Source organism: Marimonas arenosa, assembly GCF_030848945.1.
Lineage (GTDB): Bacteria > Pseudomonadota > Alphaproteobacteria > Rhodobacterales > Rhodobacteraceae > Marimonas > Marimonas arenosa.
The window spans coordinates 454037-472187 of sequence record NZ_JANHAX010000003.1 but is presented as its reverse complement, the minus strand read 5'-3'; the positions used below and the strand labels follow the sequence as shown (position 1 = coordinate 472187).

Sequence of the window (18151 nt, the reverse complement as noted above, 5' to 3'; positions counted from 1 at the left end):
CACGCTGGGCCGGATCCTGGTGGACGCGCTCAGGCTTCCGCATCTCTGAACCGACAGGTTCAACTGGCGACGCACCGACCGCCCTTCACGGAAAAGCCGGCAGCGAACGGGTGCGCTTGTCACAATAATTACAGGGTGGCGGTGGCTGGGGGATCTCGGGCGTGCTCATGGGCTTGGGCGAGGCCGCCATCGCCGAGGTCGGTCTCATCGTCTTCCTGACTGCGCCGACCGAGCTTCGGCTCGCCCGGCTGCGCGCCCGTGAGCGGGCCAAATTCGGCGACCGCCTGGTCCGGGCGGCGACTTGCATCGCATCGACGCCGGTTTTCTCGACTGGGCCAGCCGCTACGACGACACCAGCTTTACCGGGCGCAACCTGCGCAGGCAGCGGGAATGGTTCGAAGCTCGGTCGGCTGCTATCTTGTGCCTTCAATCCACCGCTGCACAGGCTGTGCTGGCCGAAAAAATATGCGCCCATCTGCGCTAGGCGATCAGAACCTCCCCCTCAATCTCGATGGCGAAATTCATCGGCAGCGCGGCGACACCCACGGCCGAGCGCGCATGCCGCCCCACTTCGCGCCCGAACACGTCGAGAATCAGATCGGAAAACCCGTTGATCACCAGGTGCTGATCGGTAAATCCCGGCGCCGAGTTGACCATCCCGAATACCCGCGCCCATCCCGTCACGCGTGTCAACTCACCCAGTTCCGCCTTCAAGTGCGCCAACACGCTCAGACCGATCTCACGCGCGGCGCCCTGCGCTTCCTCCAGCGTCAGGTCCGCCCCCACTTGCCCGAACGGCCCGCTGATCGCCCCGTCCATGCCATGTCGCGGGTGTCCCGAAATCAGGATCCGGTCGCCGCGCCGGTTTACCATCGAAAACGGCAGATACACGCCTTCCGGCACGACCACCGGCGGCGGCAGCGTCAGCCCCAACTCGTCAAGCCTCTCCTCAGGTGTCGTCATTCGCACCTCCTCCCTTTCTGTTTCGTGTCATCCTTGCCCGGCCGCACCGCCCGATCAAGCGGACTCGCCAACGCCCGCGCAATCCGCTATCCCCGCCGCAACACCATCGAGGAAACCCCTGAATGACCACCAGATGCGGCTTCGTCGCCCTGATCGGAGAGCCTAACGCCGGCAAGTCGACGCTGACCAACCACATGGTCGGTGCCAAGGTCTCGATCGTCACCCACAAGGTCCAGACCACCCGCGCCCGCATTCGCGGCGTCGCGCTCGAAGGCGACAGCCAGATTGTCTTCGTCGATACGCCGGGGCTCTTCCGCCCTCGCCGCCGACTCGACCGCGCCATGGTGGCGGCCGCTTGGGGCGGCGCCGCCGATGCCGATATCATCGTGCTTTTGGTCGAGGCCCATCGCGGCATCACCGAAGGTGTGACACGCATCCTTGACGGCCTCTCGGAGCTGCCAAAGGGCCGTAAAATCGCTCTGGCGATCAACAAGATCGACAAGGTCGAGGCACCCCAGCTCCTCAAGCTCACCAAGGACCTCAACGACCGCTTCCCCTTTTCCGAGACCTTCATGATCTCGGCCGAGAAGGGCCATGGCACCGGCGCCCTGCGCGCCTGGCTTGCAGAAAATCTGCCCGAAGGCCCCTGGCTCTACCCCGAAGACCAGATCGCCGATCTTCCCCTGCGCATGATCGCCGCCGAAGTCACCCGCGAAAAACTCACCCTGCGGCTGCACCAGGAACTGCCCTACCAACTCACCGTCGAGACCGAGAACTGGGAAGAGCGCAAAGACGGTTCCGCCCGCATCGACCAGGTGATCTACGTGATGCGAGACGGTCACAAAGGCATCGTTCTGGGCAAGAAGGGTGAAACCATCAAGGCAATCTCGAAACTCGCCCGTGAAGAACTCGAAGAGTTCCTTGGCCGACGCATCCACCTCTTCCTTCAGGTCAAGGTGCGCCCGGGTTGGCTGGAAGAAAGCGAACGCTACAGCGAAATGGGCCTCGATTTCAAAGATGGCAACTGACCCGATCGCAGGCCCAAGCCCGCTGCTTCATCTTGCCGAAAATATTCCGGGGGTGTGGGGGCTGGCCCCCACATGCGCCCGGATATGACGCGCCTCACGGCAGAATTCTGGGTGAAGGCCTATCTCGCCCGCCTGCGTCTGCAGGACATTCCCGCTTTCATTACCGCGCATGGCGACGACACCTCCGGTGCCGTGCTGGTCAAACTCAACACGCTGGATGGCAGCGCCCAGGCATTCCACCGCACTTTCGACGTCATGACCGGGGCGCGCAAATGGGACCTGCTGGCCGAGGGTCCGGAAAGTGACGTGGATCGCTCGATCACGAAACAGCGCGGCTTCGATCCCGACCTCTGGGTGATCGAAGTCGAGGACCGCGCCGGCCGTCACCTCCTCGACGAGCCGGGCCTCAGCGATTGAACGCAAGGCAGGCTTCAGCCCGTACCCTCGCCCCGTAACGCCGCGTCAAAACGCGTGACGTGGCGGCGAAATCCACTGCCGCTGTTGCCCCTTTGCCCTCAGACAAGGCATATTCTCCGCCATGCCGGGCACCCGCGCTGCGGCTCCGGAAGAGAACATCAGGGAAAAAAGCGATGAGCGATCAGGTCACCCTTACGCGCGATGGCGATATTGCCGTCGTGACCGTCAACAACCCGCCGGTGAACGCGCTGGGCACCGCCGTGCGCCAGGGCCTGGTCCGGGCGATGGACGACATTGATGCCGACACCTCGGTCAAGGCCGCCATCATCATCGGCGAAGGCCGCACCTTTCCCGCCGGCGCCGACATCCGCGAATTTGGCCAGAAACCCCAGCCCCCGGCGCTGTGGGAGGTCTGCACGCGCATTGAAGAGACCACCAAGCCGGTGATCGCCGCCATCCATGGCACCGCGCTGGGCGGCGGCCTGGAAATCTCGCTCGGCGCGCATTACCGGATCGCCGATCCCAAGGGCCGCGTCGGCCTGCCGGAAGTCCTGATCGGCGTCATGCCCGGTGCCGGCGGAACTATCCGGTTGCCGCGCATCATCGGTATCGCGCCAGCACTGGAAATCATGGTTTCGGGCCGCCAGGTCCCGGCGCAGGAGGCCCATGCGCTGGGCATTATCGACCGGCTCGCCGAAACCGACCTGCTCGACGACGCCAAGACCTTCGCGCGCGCGCTGATCGCCGAAGGCGCCGGCCCACGCAAAACCTCGGACCGTACCGAGGGCCTCGGCTCCGATGCGGAAAACGCCGCCGCCCTGCAGGCCGCCCGCGACGGCATCGTCAAGAAGGCCAAGGGCCTGTATGCCCCGGCCCGCATGGTCGACTCGATGGAATACTCGCTCAGCCACAGCCTGCTCGAGGCTTCGCACTATGAACGCGATGCCTTCATGTCCTGCCTCGGCACGCCGCAGCAACAAGGCCTCAACCACGCCTTCTTCGCCGAGCGTGCGAGTTCAAAGGTCCCCGAAAACGGCCGCGCCGAGCCGCGTCCCTTGAACAAGATCGGCGTCATCGGCGGCGGCACCATGGGCGCAGGCATCACCGTGGCGGCCCTGAACGCCGGCCTCAACGTCACCATGGTCGAACGTGACGACGAGTCGATCGCCAAGGGCCGGCAAAACGTCGAAAAGGTCTACGCCCGCGACGTCCAGAAAGGCCGTAAAACCGAGGACCAGAAAGCCGCTATCATGGCGCGCTACATCCCCTCGACCGACTACGCTGACCTCGCCGACGCCGACCTGATTATCGAAGCCGTGTTCGAGAACATGGACGTTAAAAAGGAGGTTTTCGGTATCCTCGACAAGGTCGCCAAGCCCGGCGCCGTGCTGGCGTCGAACACCTCCTATCTGAATATCGACGAAATCGCTTCGGCCACGTCCCGGCCTCAGGACGTGATCGGCCTGCACTTCTTCTCGCCCGCAAACATCATGCGGCTGCTGGAAATCGTCATCCCCTCCAAGGCCTCGGACGATGCCATCGCCACCGGCTTCGCACTGGCCAAGGCAATGAAGAAAGTGCCCGTCCGTGCAGGCCTTTGCGACGGGTTCATCGGCAACCGCATCCTCGCCAAATATGGCGCGGCGGCGGCCTATATGGTCGAAGACGGCGCCTTGCCCTATGCCATCGACGAAGCGCTGGTGAATTTCGGCTACCCGATGGGCATCCACGCCATGGGCGATCTGGCGGGCCTCGATATCGGCTGGTCAAACCGCAAGAACAAGGCTGCGAGCCGCTCGAATGATACCCGCTACACCGGAACCATCGCTGACCGTATCTGCGAAAACGGCTGGTTCGGCCAGAAGACCGGCAAGGGCTGGTATGTCTACGAGGCGGGAAGCCGCCGCGGCACGCCCAACCCGGATATCGACGCGATCATCACCCAGGCCCGCGCTGATCTCGGCATCACCCCGCGCGATTTCACCGAGGAAGAGATCATCCGCCGCTACCTCGCCGCGATGATCAACGAGGGCGCCAAGGTGCTGGAAGAAGGTATCGCGCTCAAACCCTCGGACATCGACGTGACCTTCCTCTTCGGCTACGGCTTCCCGCGCTATCGCGGCGGCCCGATGAAATACGCCGACATGTACGGGCTCGAAAACGTGCTGAACGACCTGCGCGAGTTCGAAAAGGAAGACCCGAAATTCTGGAAACCGGCTCAGCTGCTGGTCGATATGGTCGAAAAAGGTGAAACCTTCGACGACCTCAACAAACGTGCCTTGGCCTGACACATGAAGGCCGGGAACAACAGCAGAGCGGTGCTCCCTGTCGCGCAGCGACGGGATGCGACCGCCCAACAGCGACGAGGAGACCTCTGATGGACCTCAATTTCACCCCCGAAGAACAGGACTTTCGCACCGAGGTGCGCGACTGGATCGCGGCGAACCTGCCGGAAGAGATCGCCCGCAAGGTCCGCCACGACGCGCCGCTCACCAAAGACGAAATGGAGCGCTGGCAGCTGATCCTGCATGAAAAAGGCTGGCTGACCTATTCCTGGCCGGCGGAATTTGGCGGTACCGGCTGGGGCCCGGTCAAGCAGTTCATATTCGAGGACGAAATGGCCCGCGCCTGCTGCCCGCGCATCCTGCCTTTCGGCCTCAAGATGCTGGGCCCTGTGCTGATGAAATTCGGCTCGAAGGAACAGCAGGACTACTACCTGCCGCGGATGTGCGACGGCACCCATTGGTGGTGCCAGGGCTATTCCGAGCCCGGCGCCGGGTCCGATCTCGCCTCACTTAAAACCTCGGCCGTGCGCGATGGCGACCATTACATCGTCAACGGCCAGAAAACCTGGACAACACTGGGCCAGCATGCCGACATGATCTTCTGCCTTGTTCGCACTTCGACCGAAGGCAAGCCGCAGGAAGGCATCTCGTTCCTGCTGATCGACATGCAAAGCGCCGGCATCGAGGTCCGCCCGATCCAGACGATCGACGGCGGCCGCGAAGTCAACGAGGTCTGGTTCACCGACGTGAAGGTGCCGACCGAAAACCTCGTGGGCGAAGAGAACAAGGGCTGGACCTACGCCAAGTACCTGCTCACCCACGAACGCACCAACATCGCCGGCGTGGGTAAATCGAACCAGGAACTCGACCGACTGAAAGATCTCGCCACCAGCCAGAAACGCAACGGCAAACCGCTGGCCGAAGACCCGCTGTTCGCCGCCCGACTGGCGAAGGTTGAGATCGAACTGATGAACATGGAGATCACCAACCTCCGCGTTCTGGCCCAGGCCGAAGCCGGCGGTGCTCCCGGCGCCGAAAGCTCGATGCTCAAGATCCTCGGCACCGAGATCGAACAGGAACTGACCGACCTCACCCGCCGTGCCCTCGGCCGTTCTGCCCAGGCGCTCACGCCGGAAGTGGACGAAACCGGCTACAACGGCCCGCATGTCGCCCCCGAAGGCTTCAACAATGCCTCGGGCGTCTATTTCAACCACCGCAAGACGACGATCTACGGCGGCTCGAATGAGATTCAGAAGAACATCATCACCAAGATGATCGTCGGGCTCTGAGGGGGAAAACATCATGGACTTCAGCCATAACGAAACCCGCCGCATGCTCGCCGACACCATCGAGCGATATCTTCGCGACAAATATCCCCTCGGCCCCCGGGTCGAGGCAGGCAACAGCGACGCGGGCTTCCAGCCGGCCCATTACGAGGCTTTGGCCGAGCTTGGCGTCCTCGCCGCGCTGTTCTCAGAAGACTTGGGTGGCTTCGGCGGCGAAGGCTTCGACATCGCCGTGGTATTCGAGGAACTGGGCAAACGACTGGTCAACGAACCTGTGCTCGACAGCGCCCTCGTCCCCGGCAGCATCCTTGGCCTCGCGGGCAAGACCGATGCGCTGGAAGAGATCATCGCCGGCGCCGCCCGTTACGCACTCGCCGCCGAAGAGCCGCAGGCGCTCTATGACCTGACGGACGTGGAAACAACCGCCAACAAATCGGGCGACGGCTATACGCTTACCGGCACCAAGACGGTGGTGAAATACGCCGAAGGCGCCGCGGGCTACATCGTCTCGGCGCAGAACGACGGCAAACTGTCTCTCTTCCTCGTCGCGCCCGATGTCGCCGAGCGGCGCGACTTCATCACCTCCGACGGTGGCCGTGCCGCGGAACTCAGTTTCACCGACGCCCCCGCCGAGCTGCTGCTCGAAGATGGCGCAGCGGCATTGGAGGATGCTGCCGACCGTGCCATCGTCGCGCTCTCGGCCGAGGCCTTGGGCATCATGCAGACGATCCGTGAGATGACCATCGAGTACCTGCGCACCCGCAAACAGTTCGGCGTGGTCATTGGCAAGTTCCAGGCACTGCAGCACCGCATGGCCGAGATGCTTCTGGAAATCGAACAAGCCCGCTCGGCGGTGATCAACGCAGCCAACGCGCTCGGCTCGAAATCCGGCGCCGAGAAAGCCCGCATCCTCGCCGCTACCAAGTATTCCATCGGCCGCATCGGCCAGCTGGTGGCCGAGGAAAGCATCCAGATGCATGGTGGCATCGGCATGACCTGGGAGTACGATCTCGGCCACTATGCCAAGCGGCTGATCATGATCGACCACGAGTGGGGCGATCAGGATTTTCACCTCGCCCGCTTCATCGAGTTGGGCCGCGCCGCGTGAGCCGGCACGCATCCTGCGCCTCCGCAGGGTGCGTGTCCGCACGCACCATCCCTGTGCGAAAACAAAATACCGTCCGAATGCGTCCCTTGGCATACTCTCCGCTGACTTCAGACGGAGCCGATCCATGTTACGTCCCCTGATCACCACTCTTTGCCTTTTCGCCGCCCCGGCCCTGGCCCAGACCACACCGTCACAGGCCGAGGTCGCCGCCTATGATGGCCTCCACCGCGCCGCGCACGAAGGCAACGTCGCCGAAATCCGTCGCCTGGCGTCCGAAGGCGCCGACGTCAACGCCCGCGACCGCCGCCGCCGCACCCCGGCCCATGTCGCCGCTTTCGCCTCTAACGACGACGCCCTCCAGGCGCTCGGGGAAGCCGGGGCCGACATGAACGCGCTCGAACACCAGGCCTACGACGTCGTAACCATCGCCGCCGTCGCCGACGACCCCGAACTGATGTCGCTCGCCATCGCGCTTGGCAACGACCCTGGCCTTGTCACCTCCCCCTATGACGGAACGGCCCTCATCGCCGCAGCACATCTCGGCCATGACGAAGTGGTCCGCCGCCTGATCGCGGCCGGCGCCCCGCTCGATCACGTCAACAACCTCGGCTGGACCGCGCTCATTGAGGCGGTGATCCTCGGCGACGGCGGCCCGACGCATCAGGCTTGCGTCAGGGCCCTGATCGAAGCTGGCGCCAACCCCACCATCGCCGACCGTGACGGAACGACGCCACTGGAACATGCCCGCGCGCGCGGCTTTGACGCCATCGCCACCGTGATCGACGCTGCGAACTGACCTTGCCACCCCCACCGAACCACGCCAATCTTGGCGACAGAGCAAGAGCGAGGGCAGCATGATCGACACACTCAAGGACATTGTCGGCGACAGCCATGTTCTGACCGGCACCGACATGGGCAAATACTCCCACGACTTCACCCGCAGCTATGCCTGGACCCCGCTGGCCGTGGTCCGCCCAGCCAACACGGACGAGGTCGCGGCCATCGTGAGGCTGGCCAACGACTCGAAAACCGCGATCGTCCCGGTCTCCGGAAACACCGGGCTTGCCGGCGGCGCCCGCGCCGACGGCGCGATCATGCTCTCGCTCGAACGGATGAACGCGATCCGCGAGATCCGCCCGGACGCCCGCATCGCCATCGTCGAAGCCGGCGTCGTGCTGTCCACCCTGCGCGAGGCGGCCGAAGAACACGGTCTCATCTTCCCGCTGACCTTCGGCGCGCAGGGCAGTGCCATGATCGGCGGCAACCTCTCGACCAATGCCGGCGGCTCGAACGTGCTGCGCTACGGTAATACCCGCGACCTGGTACTGGGGGTCGAGGCGGTCCTGCCCACCGGCGAGGTGGTCGACCTGATGTCGGAGCTGCACAAGGACAATTCCGGCTACAACCTCAAGCACCTGCTGATCGGCGCCGAAGGCACGCTCGGCATCATCACCGCCGCGGTCCTGAAGCTGGTGCCGAAGCCCGGTGCCTATGCCACTGCCATGGTCGCCGTGCCCGCGCTCGACCAGGCGCTCGGGCTCCTCAATCGCCTGCAGCAGGCCACCGGCGGCGCGGTCGAGGCGTTCGAATACATGCCGCGCAGCTATATCGAACAGCATCTGAAAACCATCGACGGCGCCCGCGAACCGTTCGAGGCGCCGCATGAGGTCAACATCCTCGTCGAACTTGGCGCCACCGCCCCCCGCGACACCCAGCCCGGCCCCGACGGCCGCGCCCCGATCGCTGCCTATTTCGAGGACATTCTCGCCGAGTTTTTCGAAGACGGTGCGATCCTTGATGCCGTCGTGGCACAGAACGAAGCCCAGCGCCGCGAGATGTGGGAACGCCGCGAAGCCGCCGCCGAGGTCACCCTGTCGCGCCAGCCGATCCAGAACAACGACGTCGCCGTGCCGCTGGACCAGGTCGCCACCTTCCTCGACCGCGCCAACATCATGCTTGGCCGGGTCGACCCCGGCAGCACCGCCATGGTCGTCTCACATTTGGGCGACGGCAACGTGCACTATGCCGTCTGGCCCAAAAGCCAGGACCCCGAGCGCATGGACGCGATCATGGAAGGCGTCGAGGACATCGTGCTCGATCTCGGCGGCAGCTTCTCGGCCGAGCACGGCATCGGCACCTCGAAACTGCCGTCGATGGCACGGCGCAAGAACAAACCCGCGCTGGCAGCGATGCGCGCGATCAAAACGGCGCTCGACCCCAACAACATCATGAACCCCGGCAAGGTGCTGCCGCCGGAAAACTGAAGACGAAGCCCGGGAGGATTTGCGCCGGCCTCGCTGTCGCCCCGGAGTCGTTTCTTGGCGAAGCGTAGCTGCCGGACCGGGCGCTGGTTCCGCTGCGAAGACATTCAGGCACAGCCAGACGGGTCGCGTCGGAACTGGTCTCTTTCTTGGCAAAAATACTCATGGCCCGAGGCATCGGCTAGCCTCAGACCTCGAAGATCGCCGCGCCGCCCCCCGGGCGCGGCGGGCGGGTGGGCCGGCGCCGAGCCGCCGGGGGCGGCCCCGACGACAGTCCCTGTCACTGCTTGCGGAAAACCGCGATCCACCCAGTATCCGCGGCATGCGCGCCCGTGGCCTGGTCACCGTAGTACCGCACCGGGACAAGCCGAAACCCGTCGATCTGCCCTTCCAGCGCCGCGAACTTGGCCGCGAAACCGGCCGTCTCCCAATGCTCGCCGTTGATCGACAGCGCAATCAAACCGCCCTTGCGCACGACGCGCAGCACCTCGTCGACGCCGTCAGGTCCGACATGGCCATTGGTGAAGGTTCCGGCGCTCACCGCGCTGGCATAGGCGCCGTCATCGACCGGCAGGCGGTCCAGCAGGTCACCTTCGAACAGCCGGCGGTAGACGTCTTTCTTCGCCGCCTTTTCCAGCATGCCGGGTGAAATATCGGTGCCGTCCACCGGCCCCACGCCCAGCGCGCCCAGCGTCACCCCGACAAGCCCGGTGCCCGCGCCCACGTCCAGAACCGGCGCGTCGGGTCCTTCGGCGACAAACACCTCGGCAACCCGCTCGGGCAGTCGGTAGTCCATGATTTCCACGAATTCACTGTCATAAGCCTCCGCCCAATCGTCGTAATGACGGCGGTTGTCATCCGGAGTTTTCAACGCATAGACCGCGTCAAGATCGTCGTTGCCATCGCCCATGGCCCCAGCCAAGCCCATCCGGCCCCACCCGGTCAAGCCTCGCGCCTCAATTCCCTGACCGCAGCGCCTCGCCGAACTGCAGAAACCGCGGGTCGCTCTTCACCCGTTCGTTCATCGCCTCGCGCAGCGCCGCCACCGATTTCAGCGGCCGCATCACCACCTCGAATTCGGCAATCAATCCGTCCGCGTCGAGCGTGATCAGGTCCACCCCGACGGCGTCGAGATCACCCACCCGGCACTGGAACTCCAGCGCCCAGTCGCGGCCGTCGCCCATCACCCGGCGATAGCGGAAATCGGAAAACACCTGGCCGACATGCCCCAGCACCGCCGCCACCGCGTCACGCCCCTGCCAGACGGCCCAGTATGTCGGCGGCAGGAATCGCACGGTCTCGGCCATCAACGGCGCAATCGCCGTGTCGTCGCCCTTGGCCACAACTTCCATCATGCGCTCGACCGTCGGATGCATCGCGTTCCTCCCTTGCCGGTCCAGCCTGCGCCGCGCCGGTTCACGGGGCAAGCCTGACGTCGGGTTGCGCGGCGCTCTCCGCCACGCTATCCCGCCGCGCATGAGCAACAGCTACCACCCGCCGCAAGACCCGCTCGACGTGCTTTACGAAGATCACGAACTGATCGCGGTCAACAAACCGGCGGGGCTGCTGTCTGTGCCGGGCAAGGGCGAGCACCTGTCCGATTGCTTGCTCACCCGGGTGCAGGCGGCGTTTCCCACCGCTTTGCTGGTGCACCGGCTCGACCGCGACACCTCGGGCGTGATGATCTTCGCCGCGACGCCCCATGCCCAGCGCCATCTCGGCCTGCAATTCGAGAAGCGGCAGGTGAAGAAAACCTATGTCGCCCGGGTGCATGGTCGCATGGCGGAAAAAGACGGCACCATCGACCTGCCGCTGATCGTCGACTGGCCCAACAGGCCGCGCCAGATTGTCTGCTTTGACACCGGCAAAGAGGCCGTCACCGACTTCAAGGTGCTGAAAACCTCCGACACCGAAAGCCGCGTCCGCCTGATGCCCAGGACCGGCCGCAGCCACCAACTGCGCGTGCACCTGGCCGCCATTGGCCACCCGATCCTGGGCGACCCGTTCTATTCCCAAAACCCGGGTGACTACTCGCGCATGATGCTGCACGCCGAAGAGTTGCGCCTGCGCCATCCCGATGGCGGCCGCGGCATGCGGTTCTTCGCCAAGGCACCGTTCTGATCCTGCCGTCTCTCGCGTGCTCACACGGCCCGCCAAGGCGGCGGAAAGACCGGCTGCACTGTCAGCCGCACCGCCGCTTTACTTCCCCGGGTCTTTCGGCATCGGATCGAACTTAGCCCGCATCTCGGGCGGCAGTTTCTTTGCCGCCCGATGATAGTCTCCGCGCGCGTCGGAGTATTCCGCCCGCGCAAAGGCTTCGGTCAGCGGGTTCTTCTCTGCGATGGCTTTCTTGACCTTGGCGCGTTTCGTCTCGGCAATATTGCGCAACTTGATCACCTCGAACGCGCGCAGGATACCGCGCGCCCATTTCCGCAGCGCCTTGTCCTGCTTCTGGTTGGCATAGCATTGCATCTGCTGAAAGATCAGGTTGAACTCGATGGATTTCCAACCGGAATAGCTGTCGCCCATCTTGTTGATCTGGGAAACGAAATTCTCCAGCCGTTTCTTGGTGGTCGCCAACCCCTTGAGCTTGTCCTTCTTGGCATAGCCGGCAATCTTGCTCTGGATGTCGCGGACTTCACGCAGCCTCGATTGCTTGTAGTTGATGCAGGGTCCGGCGCCGCGTGGCGCGGTCTGGGCCCGTGGCTGCTGCGGCGCAGCCGGGGCGTTGGTCATGCCTGTATCCGACCCGTCGCTGGCGCCGGATCCCCGCGGGCGGGGCTGGTCGTCGGAGAAACCACCGCCGTCGCCGCCATCGGCATGCACTGCGGTCGGCCCTCCCGGGCCGCCGCTCAGGGCCAGCGCCAGTACCAGAAACGCCGTGATGAAAACGCGATTGACCATATGTTCGTCCCCTTGGTCTGCCTTGGATGATCAGACTGCCCGGCACTGAAACCGCCGAGCTCTACTGGCACGTCGCGACAGCAGCCTAGCACAAGAACCGGGAAAACTCCGAACGCCAGCGTGCCGCAGCCGAAGACAGGGCCGATCCGGGCTCAGGCAGCCCGGCGCTGCATCAGGGTGATCGCCTCGAACGGCTTAATCACCAGATAGGCCGACCGCCCGTGTTCCGGCAGCAGCCGCCGGTCGCATCCCGCCATCAGGCTCGCAACCAACTGTGCCGGCTTGCGCCGGATCCGGCCGACATAAAGGCTTTCCACCGGGCAGCCCGCGGCGATCAGCGATTCATGCCGCGGCAGGATCACCTGATGGTAGGTCGCCGTCACGGCACCGGTCAGTTCGATCGCGGAAATCCCGTTGACCAGGTGCCGCGCCGGCACCAGAACCGCTTCGCGTCCGAAGATGTACTCCACCTCGGAACCGCCCACCACCAGCCGTTGGTCGGGGGCGACGACGATGTCGCTCTGCAATCCGAAATAAGGGGCCCGCAGCCGCACCGGCCGGAACGACCCACAGGCCGGCACCGTGCGGCGCACCGTCTGAAGCACCGGCACCAGCCCTGATTCCAGGGTTTCCACCATATCGCCCTGCTTCAGCCTGCCGGCATAAGCATAGGCCCCTTCCCCCAACACCGGCACCTTGGCCGACAGGGTCGGCATCGGTCCGATCGGCTCGACCCGGTCCGAGACGGCGAAGAACACGACATCCGCGTCCAGATGCCGACGCCGGGGGTCGGTGGCCATCACCCGTATGTCTTCCACCGCCAGTGGTGGCGCGCCGATCAGGTCGACCGAGCTGACCCGGTCGTATTCCGGTTGCTCGATCGCCAGTCGGCCCCAACTCGGGCCGTCCCGGCCCTTAAGGGTCGTGTCCCAGCTATAGGTGATCCGCAGGATGTCGGGCCGATCGTGACTGTTGTGATAGAGCGCCGTGTGGAACACCTCGCCCCCGTCGGCGATCACGACAACAAGCCCGCCGCCGGGCAGGGCCTGCACCGACAGGCGATAGTCATGCCGCTGGCCTCTTTCGTAAGCCAGCAGCATCTGCGGCCGCCCATCCGGCGACAGACGCGTCTCCAGCATCAGGCTGCCGCGCGGCAAGCGGCCGTTCTGCAACATCGGACCGGCTGTGCCGACACCCGGTTCGAGCCCATCGGCACTGAAACGATGCTCCTCGGCATCCGAAATCGCGATCCAGCTCATCGCCGGTCCTCTGCTCAGCACCCGGGCAGATGTATGGCACCGCCGCACGGACGCAGTGCCCGCACCTTTCGATTTCTTCGCCAATCCGCTCGTCCGGGTGGGTCCCGGATCAGCCCTGCCTCGGGTCTTTTCCCTGCAGAAATCGTAACACGCCCTGGCCCTCCCTGTTAAGTCCGGATTTTTCCGCTGCGGCGCCCTCGGTTGCCGCCATTTGCGCCCGGCCGCGTTCTCGGCTAGGCCTTGTGCCGAAACCCCAGCAATAGGCCCGCCATGACCGCCAACCTTGATCCCGTCCACCTGACTCAGAACCTGATCCGCTGCAACTCCGTCACCCCGGCCGAAGGCGGTGCGCTGGCGCTTCTCGACGAGGTCCTTTCCGAGGCCGGGTTCACCTGTGTCCGGGTGGACCGCGGCGGCGTGGCCAACCTCTTCGCCCGCTGGGGCGACAAGGGCCATGCACGCAGCTTCGGCTTCAACGGCCACACAGACGTGGTTCCGCCGGGAGACGACGCCGCCTGGACCCACGGCCCGTTCTCGGGCGACCTTGTCGATGGCGTCCTCTGGGGCCGCGGCGCCACCGACATGAAATCCGGCGTCGCCGCCTTCGCCGCAGCCGCAGTGGATTTCGTCAGAAACACACCCCCAGAAGGGGCCATCATTCTCGCCATCACTGGCGACGAGGAAGGCGACGCGGTGGACGGCACGACCGCACTGCTGGACTGGATGTCGAACAATGGCGAGGCGATGTCCGTCTGCCTCGTGGGCGAACCCACCTGCCCCGACGAGATGGGCGAAATGATGAAGATCGGCCGCCGCGGCTCGATGTCCGCGTGGTTCACGGTGACCGGCAAACAGGGACACTCGGCTTATCCTCATCGCGCGGTCAACCCGCTCCCGGCGATGGCCCGGCTGATGGACCGGCTGGCTTCGCACAAGCTCGACGATGGCTCCGAGCATTTCGACGCCTCCTCCCTCGCCATTGTCGGCATCGACACCGGCAACCCGGCCACCAACGTCATTCCCGCCCATTGCACCGGCACCGTCAACATCCGCTTCAATGACCTGCATTCCGGCGCGTCGCTGTCGAAATGGATGGAGGAGGAAGCCGACATGGTCGCTGCCGATTTCGGCGTCGGCATCGACATGCGAGTGAAGATCTCGGGCGAAAGTTTTCTGACACCCCCGGGGCCGCTCTCGGACCTCGTCGCCGGCGCAGTCGAAGGTGAGACCGGCCGCCGCCCGGTGCTCTCGACCTCGGGCGGCACCTCGGATGCACGCTTCGTCAAGCATCACTGCCCGGTGGTCGAATTCGGCCTGGTCGGTCATTTCATGCACCAGGTCGACGAACGCGTGCCGGCCGACCAGATCACTCAGTTGAAGACGATCTACGGCCGAATCCTGCGGGATTATTTTGCCTGACCGTCCGGCGCGCCGCTTTTCCTGCCGGCGGGGTCCCGACCGAAATCACCTGCCGGGACAACGCATCCCGGCTGTACCGCGTAGACCCCGCCTGATCATCATGGTCAAGGCACCTGTCGCGGGACGGGTCAAAACCCGGCTCGCCCACGATATCGGCACGATCCCGGCGACTTGGTGGTTCCGTCATCAGGTTGCCCGTCTCGTCCGCGAGGTGACCGATCCGCGCTGGGACACGATATTGGCCGTCTCTCCCGACACTGACCTCCGCGCGCCATTTTGGCCCGCGCTCCTGCCGCGCGTCCCGCAAGGCGCGGGCGATCTCGGCCAGCGCATGGCCCGGCTCCTGCGCCTGCCGCATCCCGGCCCCGTCTGCCTGATCGGCGGAGATCTCCCCGGGCTCAAGGCGGCCCATATCGCTCGGGCCGTCCGCCTCTGCCGGGGCCACGATGCCGTGTTCGGCCCCGCCAGCGACGGCGGCTTCTGGCTGGTCGGCCTGCGCCACCCGTCGCTGGCCCGCGCCGGCCTGTTCAACAGCGTCCGCTGGTCGACGCCGCATGCCCTGGCTGACAGCCTCGCCTCGCTGGACCGCCGCCGGGTCGCGCTGGCCGACACCCTCGCGGATGTCGATCGCGCCGCCGATCTCTGACAGATATCGCAGCCCGGGACCGCCGGCCCTCCCTTCATCGTGCCAAGAACATCCCGGAGGTGTCGGGGTTGGCCGCCACGCCCGCCCTCCCGCGCCCCGCGCCGAACGGACCGCGCCAAGCCGCCTCGGCGCAGCGGGGAGGGCGGGCGGGCGCTGTGCCGAGGCGGCGACCCAAGGTGTCCACCCGCGACTTTCCCGATGACGCGGACCACAGCCCGTGCTAACCCGGCGCCATGAGCCAGCTGCCGACAAAGGACGAGATTCTGCAATGGATCTCCGACAATCCGACTGAAACCGCCAAACGCGATATCGCCCGCGCCTTCGGGATCAAGGGCGCGGCGCGGATCGACCTCAAGCGCCTGCTTAAGGAACTCGAGGAAGAAGGCCACCTGCAAAAGCGCAAGAAGACCTATCGCGACCCCGAAAAGCTGCCGCCCGTCGCCGTTCTCCAGATCTCCGATCCGACTCCCGACGGCGATCTCACCGCCCGGCCGATGGAATGGAAGGGCGACAGCCCCGAGCCGCGCGTCCTGATCATCGCACGCGCCTCGGATCCGGCGCTGGGTGTCGGCGATCGCATCCTGGCCCGCCTCACCGAGACCAAGGGCGACTTCGCCTACGAGGCCCGCCTCATCCGCCGTATCGGCACCAACCCCCGCCGCGTCCTCGGCATCTTCCGCAAGACCCCCGAAGGCGGCCGGATCCTGCCTATCGACAAGGGTGACGGCAAGGAATGGCTGGTTGGCAAGGCCGAGATGGGCGGCGCCAGGGAAGGCGAGTTGGTCGAGGCCGAACAATCCGGCCCGAAAGGCCGTATGGGCCTGCCGCGCGCCCGCATCGTCGGCCGCCTGGGTGACCCGTCTCAACCCAAGGCCGTCTCGCTCATCGCCATCCACCAGCACGGGTTGCCGCACGATTTCCCCGACGCGGTCATTGCCGAGGCCGACGCCATGCACCCGGCGGGGCTCGACGCCCGCGAAGACCTGCGCGACATGCCGCTGATCACCATCGACCCGGCCGACGCCCGCGACCATGACGATGCCGTCTGGGCGCATGAGGACGACGACCCCAAGAACGACGGCGGCCATGTCATCTGGGTTGCGATCGCCGATGTGGCCCAGTATGTCCGCCCCGACACCGCGCTCGACGCCGAAGCCCGCAAGCGCGGCAATTCCTCTTATTTCCCCGACCGCGTCGTGCCGATGCTTCCCGACCGGCTTTCCGGTGATCTCTGCTCGCTGCACGAAGGGGTCGAGCGCGCCTGTCTGGCCGTGCGCATCCAGATCGACGCCCATGGCGAAAAACGCGCGCACCGCTTCACCCGCGGCCTGATGCGCTCGGTCGCCTCGCTGAATTACCACGAGGTGCAAGAGGCCCAGGACGGCAACCCGAACGAAAAATGCGCCCCCCTGATGGAAGACGTCATCCGGCCGCTCTATGCCGCCTACGATGCGCTCACCCAGGCCCGTCACCGCCGCCAGCCGCTCGACCTCGACCTGCCCGAGCGCAAGATCGTGCTCTCCGAGGAAGGCGAGGTCCAGTCGGTCAACTTCGCCGACCGTCTCGACGCCCACCGGCTGATCGAGGACTTCATGATCCTCGCCAACGTCGCCGCTGCCGAAGACCTCATCGCCCGGCGCTCGCCCCTGCTCTTCCGCGTCCACGAGGAACCGCCCAAGGAAAAGCTCGACGCGCTGCGCGACACGGCGCAGGCCGCCGGCCTGACGCTGGCCAAGGGTCAGGTGTTGAAAACCTCGCACCTGAACGCGCTGCTGTCTTCGGCCGAGGGCACCGATCATGACGAGTTGATCAACCTCGCAACGCTGCGGTCGATGACCCAGGCTTATTACAGCCCGTCGAATTTCGGCCATTTCGGTCTCGCCCTGCAGGCCTATGCCCATTTCACCTCGCCGATCCGGCGCTACTCCGACCTGATCGTGCACCGCGCCCTGATCACCGCCCACAAATGGGGCGACGATGGTCTGTCCCCGGACGACATCCAGCGGCTCGAACCCACCGCTGCCCATATCAGCGAAACCGAGCGCCGCTCGATGATGGCCGAGCGCGACACCACCGACCGCTACCTCGCCGCCTTCCTTTCCGAGCGTGTCGGCAGCGAGTTCTCCGGGCGCATCTCCGGCATTGCGCGGTTCGGCGTCTTCGTCCGGCTCGATGAAACCGGCGCCGACGGGCTCATCCCGATGCGCAGCCTGGGTCACGAATATTTCCATTTCGACCGCGACGCGGGCCATCTCGTCGGTGCAGACACCGGCACCGTTATTTCGCTGGGCGACCGAGTCGTCGTCCGCCTGTCCGAAGCCGCGCCGGTCACCGGTGGAATCGCGCTGGAACTGATCACGCACCAGGGCAAATCCCTGCCGCAAGGCTCCGGTGCCGGGCGCGGCCGCCGCGGCAAACCGGCGAAACGCAAACTCGCGCGCGCGAAGAAAAAAGCCGCTAAAACCGACCGCAAGGTCAAACGCCGCCGCAAATAGCCCCCCGGGCCCGCTCTCCTCACCCGGGCGTGATCCGGGTCTTTTCCGGCAGGCGGAATTCCCCCTGCACCCTTCCCCCG

Annotated in this window: 17 protein-coding genes; 12 read left to right on the top strand and 5 right to left on the bottom strand. The window is 65.4% G+C overall.

From position 1 onward, the window contains the following. Positions 1 to 301: 301 nt before the first annotated feature. Positions 302 to 484, top strand: a complete 183-nt coding sequence (locus NO357_RS12455; protein WP_306735995.1) for a P-loop NTPase family protein — start codon at positions 302 to 304, stop codon at positions 482 to 484. On the opposite strand, the gene NO357_RS12450 is transcribed toward NO357_RS12455, so the two are convergent. Further along, positions 481 to 963, bottom strand: a complete 483-nt coding sequence (locus NO357_RS12450; protein WP_306735994.1) for a RidA family protein — start codon at positions 961 to 963, stop codon at positions 481 to 483. The genes NO357_RS12455 and NO357_RS12450 overlap by 4 nt on opposite strands. A gap of 122 nt (positions 964 to 1085) precedes the next feature. On the opposite strand from NO357_RS12450, the gene era reads away from it, so the two are divergent. From era to NO357_RS12415, 7 genes are all read left to right on the top strand, one after another. After that, a complete protein-coding gene (gene era, locus NO357_RS12445; protein WP_306735993.1) occupies positions 1086 to 1991 on the top strand; it encodes a GTPase Era in 906 nt (301 codons plus the stop codon). 84 nt (positions 1992 to 2075) lie between these two features. After that, a complete protein-coding gene (locus tag NO357_RS12440; protein ID WP_306735992.1) occupies positions 2076 to 2408 on the top strand; it encodes a DUF1491 family protein in 333 nt (110 codons plus the stop codon). Between the two features lie 173 nt (positions 2409 to 2581). Next, complete coding sequence (locus tag NO357_RS12435) at positions 2582 to 4696, top strand: 3-hydroxyacyl-CoA dehydrogenase NAD-binding domain-containing protein (protein ID WP_306735991.1); 2115 nt, start codon at positions 2582 to 2584, stop codon at positions 4694 to 4696. Positions 4697 to 4785: 89 nt separating this feature from the next. Continuing rightward, positions 4786 to 5982, top strand: a complete 1197-nt coding sequence (locus NO357_RS12430; protein ID WP_306735990.1) for an acyl-CoA dehydrogenase family protein — start codon at positions 4786 to 4788, stop codon at positions 5980 to 5982. 13 nt (positions 5983 to 5995) lie between these two features. Then, complete coding sequence (locus NO357_RS12425) at positions 5996 to 7087, top strand: acyl-CoA dehydrogenase family protein (RefSeq protein ID WP_306735989.1); 1092 nt, start codon at positions 5996 to 5998, stop codon at positions 7085 to 7087. 124 nt (positions 7088 to 7211) lie between these two features. Further along, the gene (locus NO357_RS12420; protein ID WP_306735988.1) at positions 7212 to 7883 is read left to right on the top strand and encodes an ankyrin repeat domain-containing protein; all 672 of its coding nucleotides are present in this window, start codon (positions 7212 to 7214) and stop codon (positions 7881 to 7883) included. 58 nt (positions 7884 to 7941) lie between these two features. Next, positions 7942 to 9351, top strand: a complete 1410-nt coding sequence (locus NO357_RS12415) for an FAD-binding oxidoreductase (RefSeq protein ID WP_306735987.1) — start codon at positions 7942 to 7944, stop codon at positions 9349 to 9351. Positions 9352 to 9628: 277 nt separating this feature from the next. Here NO357_RS12415 and NO357_RS12410 read toward each other — a convergent pair whose 3' ends face one another. Then, positions 9629 to 10276 carry a class I SAM-dependent DNA methyltransferase gene (locus NO357_RS12410; protein WP_306735986.1) on the bottom strand — a complete coding sequence of 216 codons (648 nt, stop codon included), beginning with the start codon at positions 10274 to 10276 and terminating at the stop codon, positions 9629 to 9631. Positions 10277 to 10304: 28 nt separating this feature from the next. Continuing rightward, positions 10305 to 10724, bottom strand: a complete 420-nt coding sequence (locus NO357_RS12405) for a nuclear transport factor 2 family protein (protein WP_306735985.1) — start codon at positions 10722 to 10724, stop codon at positions 10305 to 10307. A 100-nt stretch (positions 10725 to 10824) separates the two neighbouring features. Between NO357_RS12405 and NO357_RS12400 the strand changes: the two genes are divergently transcribed. After that, positions 10825 to 11469, top strand: a complete 645-nt coding sequence (locus NO357_RS12400) for an RluA family pseudouridine synthase (RefSeq protein ID WP_306735984.1) — start codon at positions 10825 to 10827, stop codon at positions 11467 to 11469. A 78-nt stretch (positions 11470 to 11547) separates the two neighbouring features. Here NO357_RS12400 and NO357_RS12395 read toward each other — a convergent pair whose 3' ends face one another. Both NO357_RS12395 and NO357_RS12390 read right to left on the bottom strand, forming a co-directional pair. Further along, a complete protein-coding gene (locus tag NO357_RS12395) occupies positions 11548 to 12252 on the bottom strand; it encodes a hypothetical protein (RefSeq protein WP_306735983.1) in 705 nt (234 codons plus the stop codon). A gap of 152 nt (positions 12253 to 12404) precedes the next feature. Beyond that, a complete protein-coding gene (locus NO357_RS12390) occupies positions 12405 to 13511 on the bottom strand; it encodes a Hint domain-containing protein (protein ID WP_306735982.1) in 1107 nt (368 codons plus the stop codon). 270 nt (positions 13512 to 13781) lie between these two features. Between NO357_RS12390 and dapE the strand changes: the two genes are divergently transcribed. The 3 genes from dapE (at position 13782) to rnr (ending at position 18071) form a co-directional block, all read left to right on the top strand. Further along, positions 13782 to 14930 carry a succinyl-diaminopimelate desuccinylase gene (gene dapE, locus NO357_RS12385; protein ID WP_306735981.1) on the top strand — a complete coding sequence of 383 codons (1149 nt, stop codon included), beginning with the start codon at positions 13782 to 13784 and terminating at the stop codon, positions 14928 to 14930. Positions 14931 to 15030: 100 nt separating this feature from the next. Next, on the top strand, positions 15031 to 15576 hold the full coding sequence (locus NO357_RS12380) for a TIGR04282 family arsenosugar biosynthesis glycosyltransferase (protein ID WP_306735980.1): 546 nt from the start codon (positions 15031 to 15033) through the stop codon (positions 15574 to 15576). A 233-nt stretch (positions 15577 to 15809) separates the two neighbouring features. Beyond that, positions 15810 to 18071, top strand: a complete 2262-nt coding sequence (gene rnr / locus NO357_RS12375; protein WP_306735979.1) for a ribonuclease R — start codon at positions 15810 to 15812, stop codon at positions 18069 to 18071. Positions 18072 to 18151: the final 80 nt, after the last annotated feature.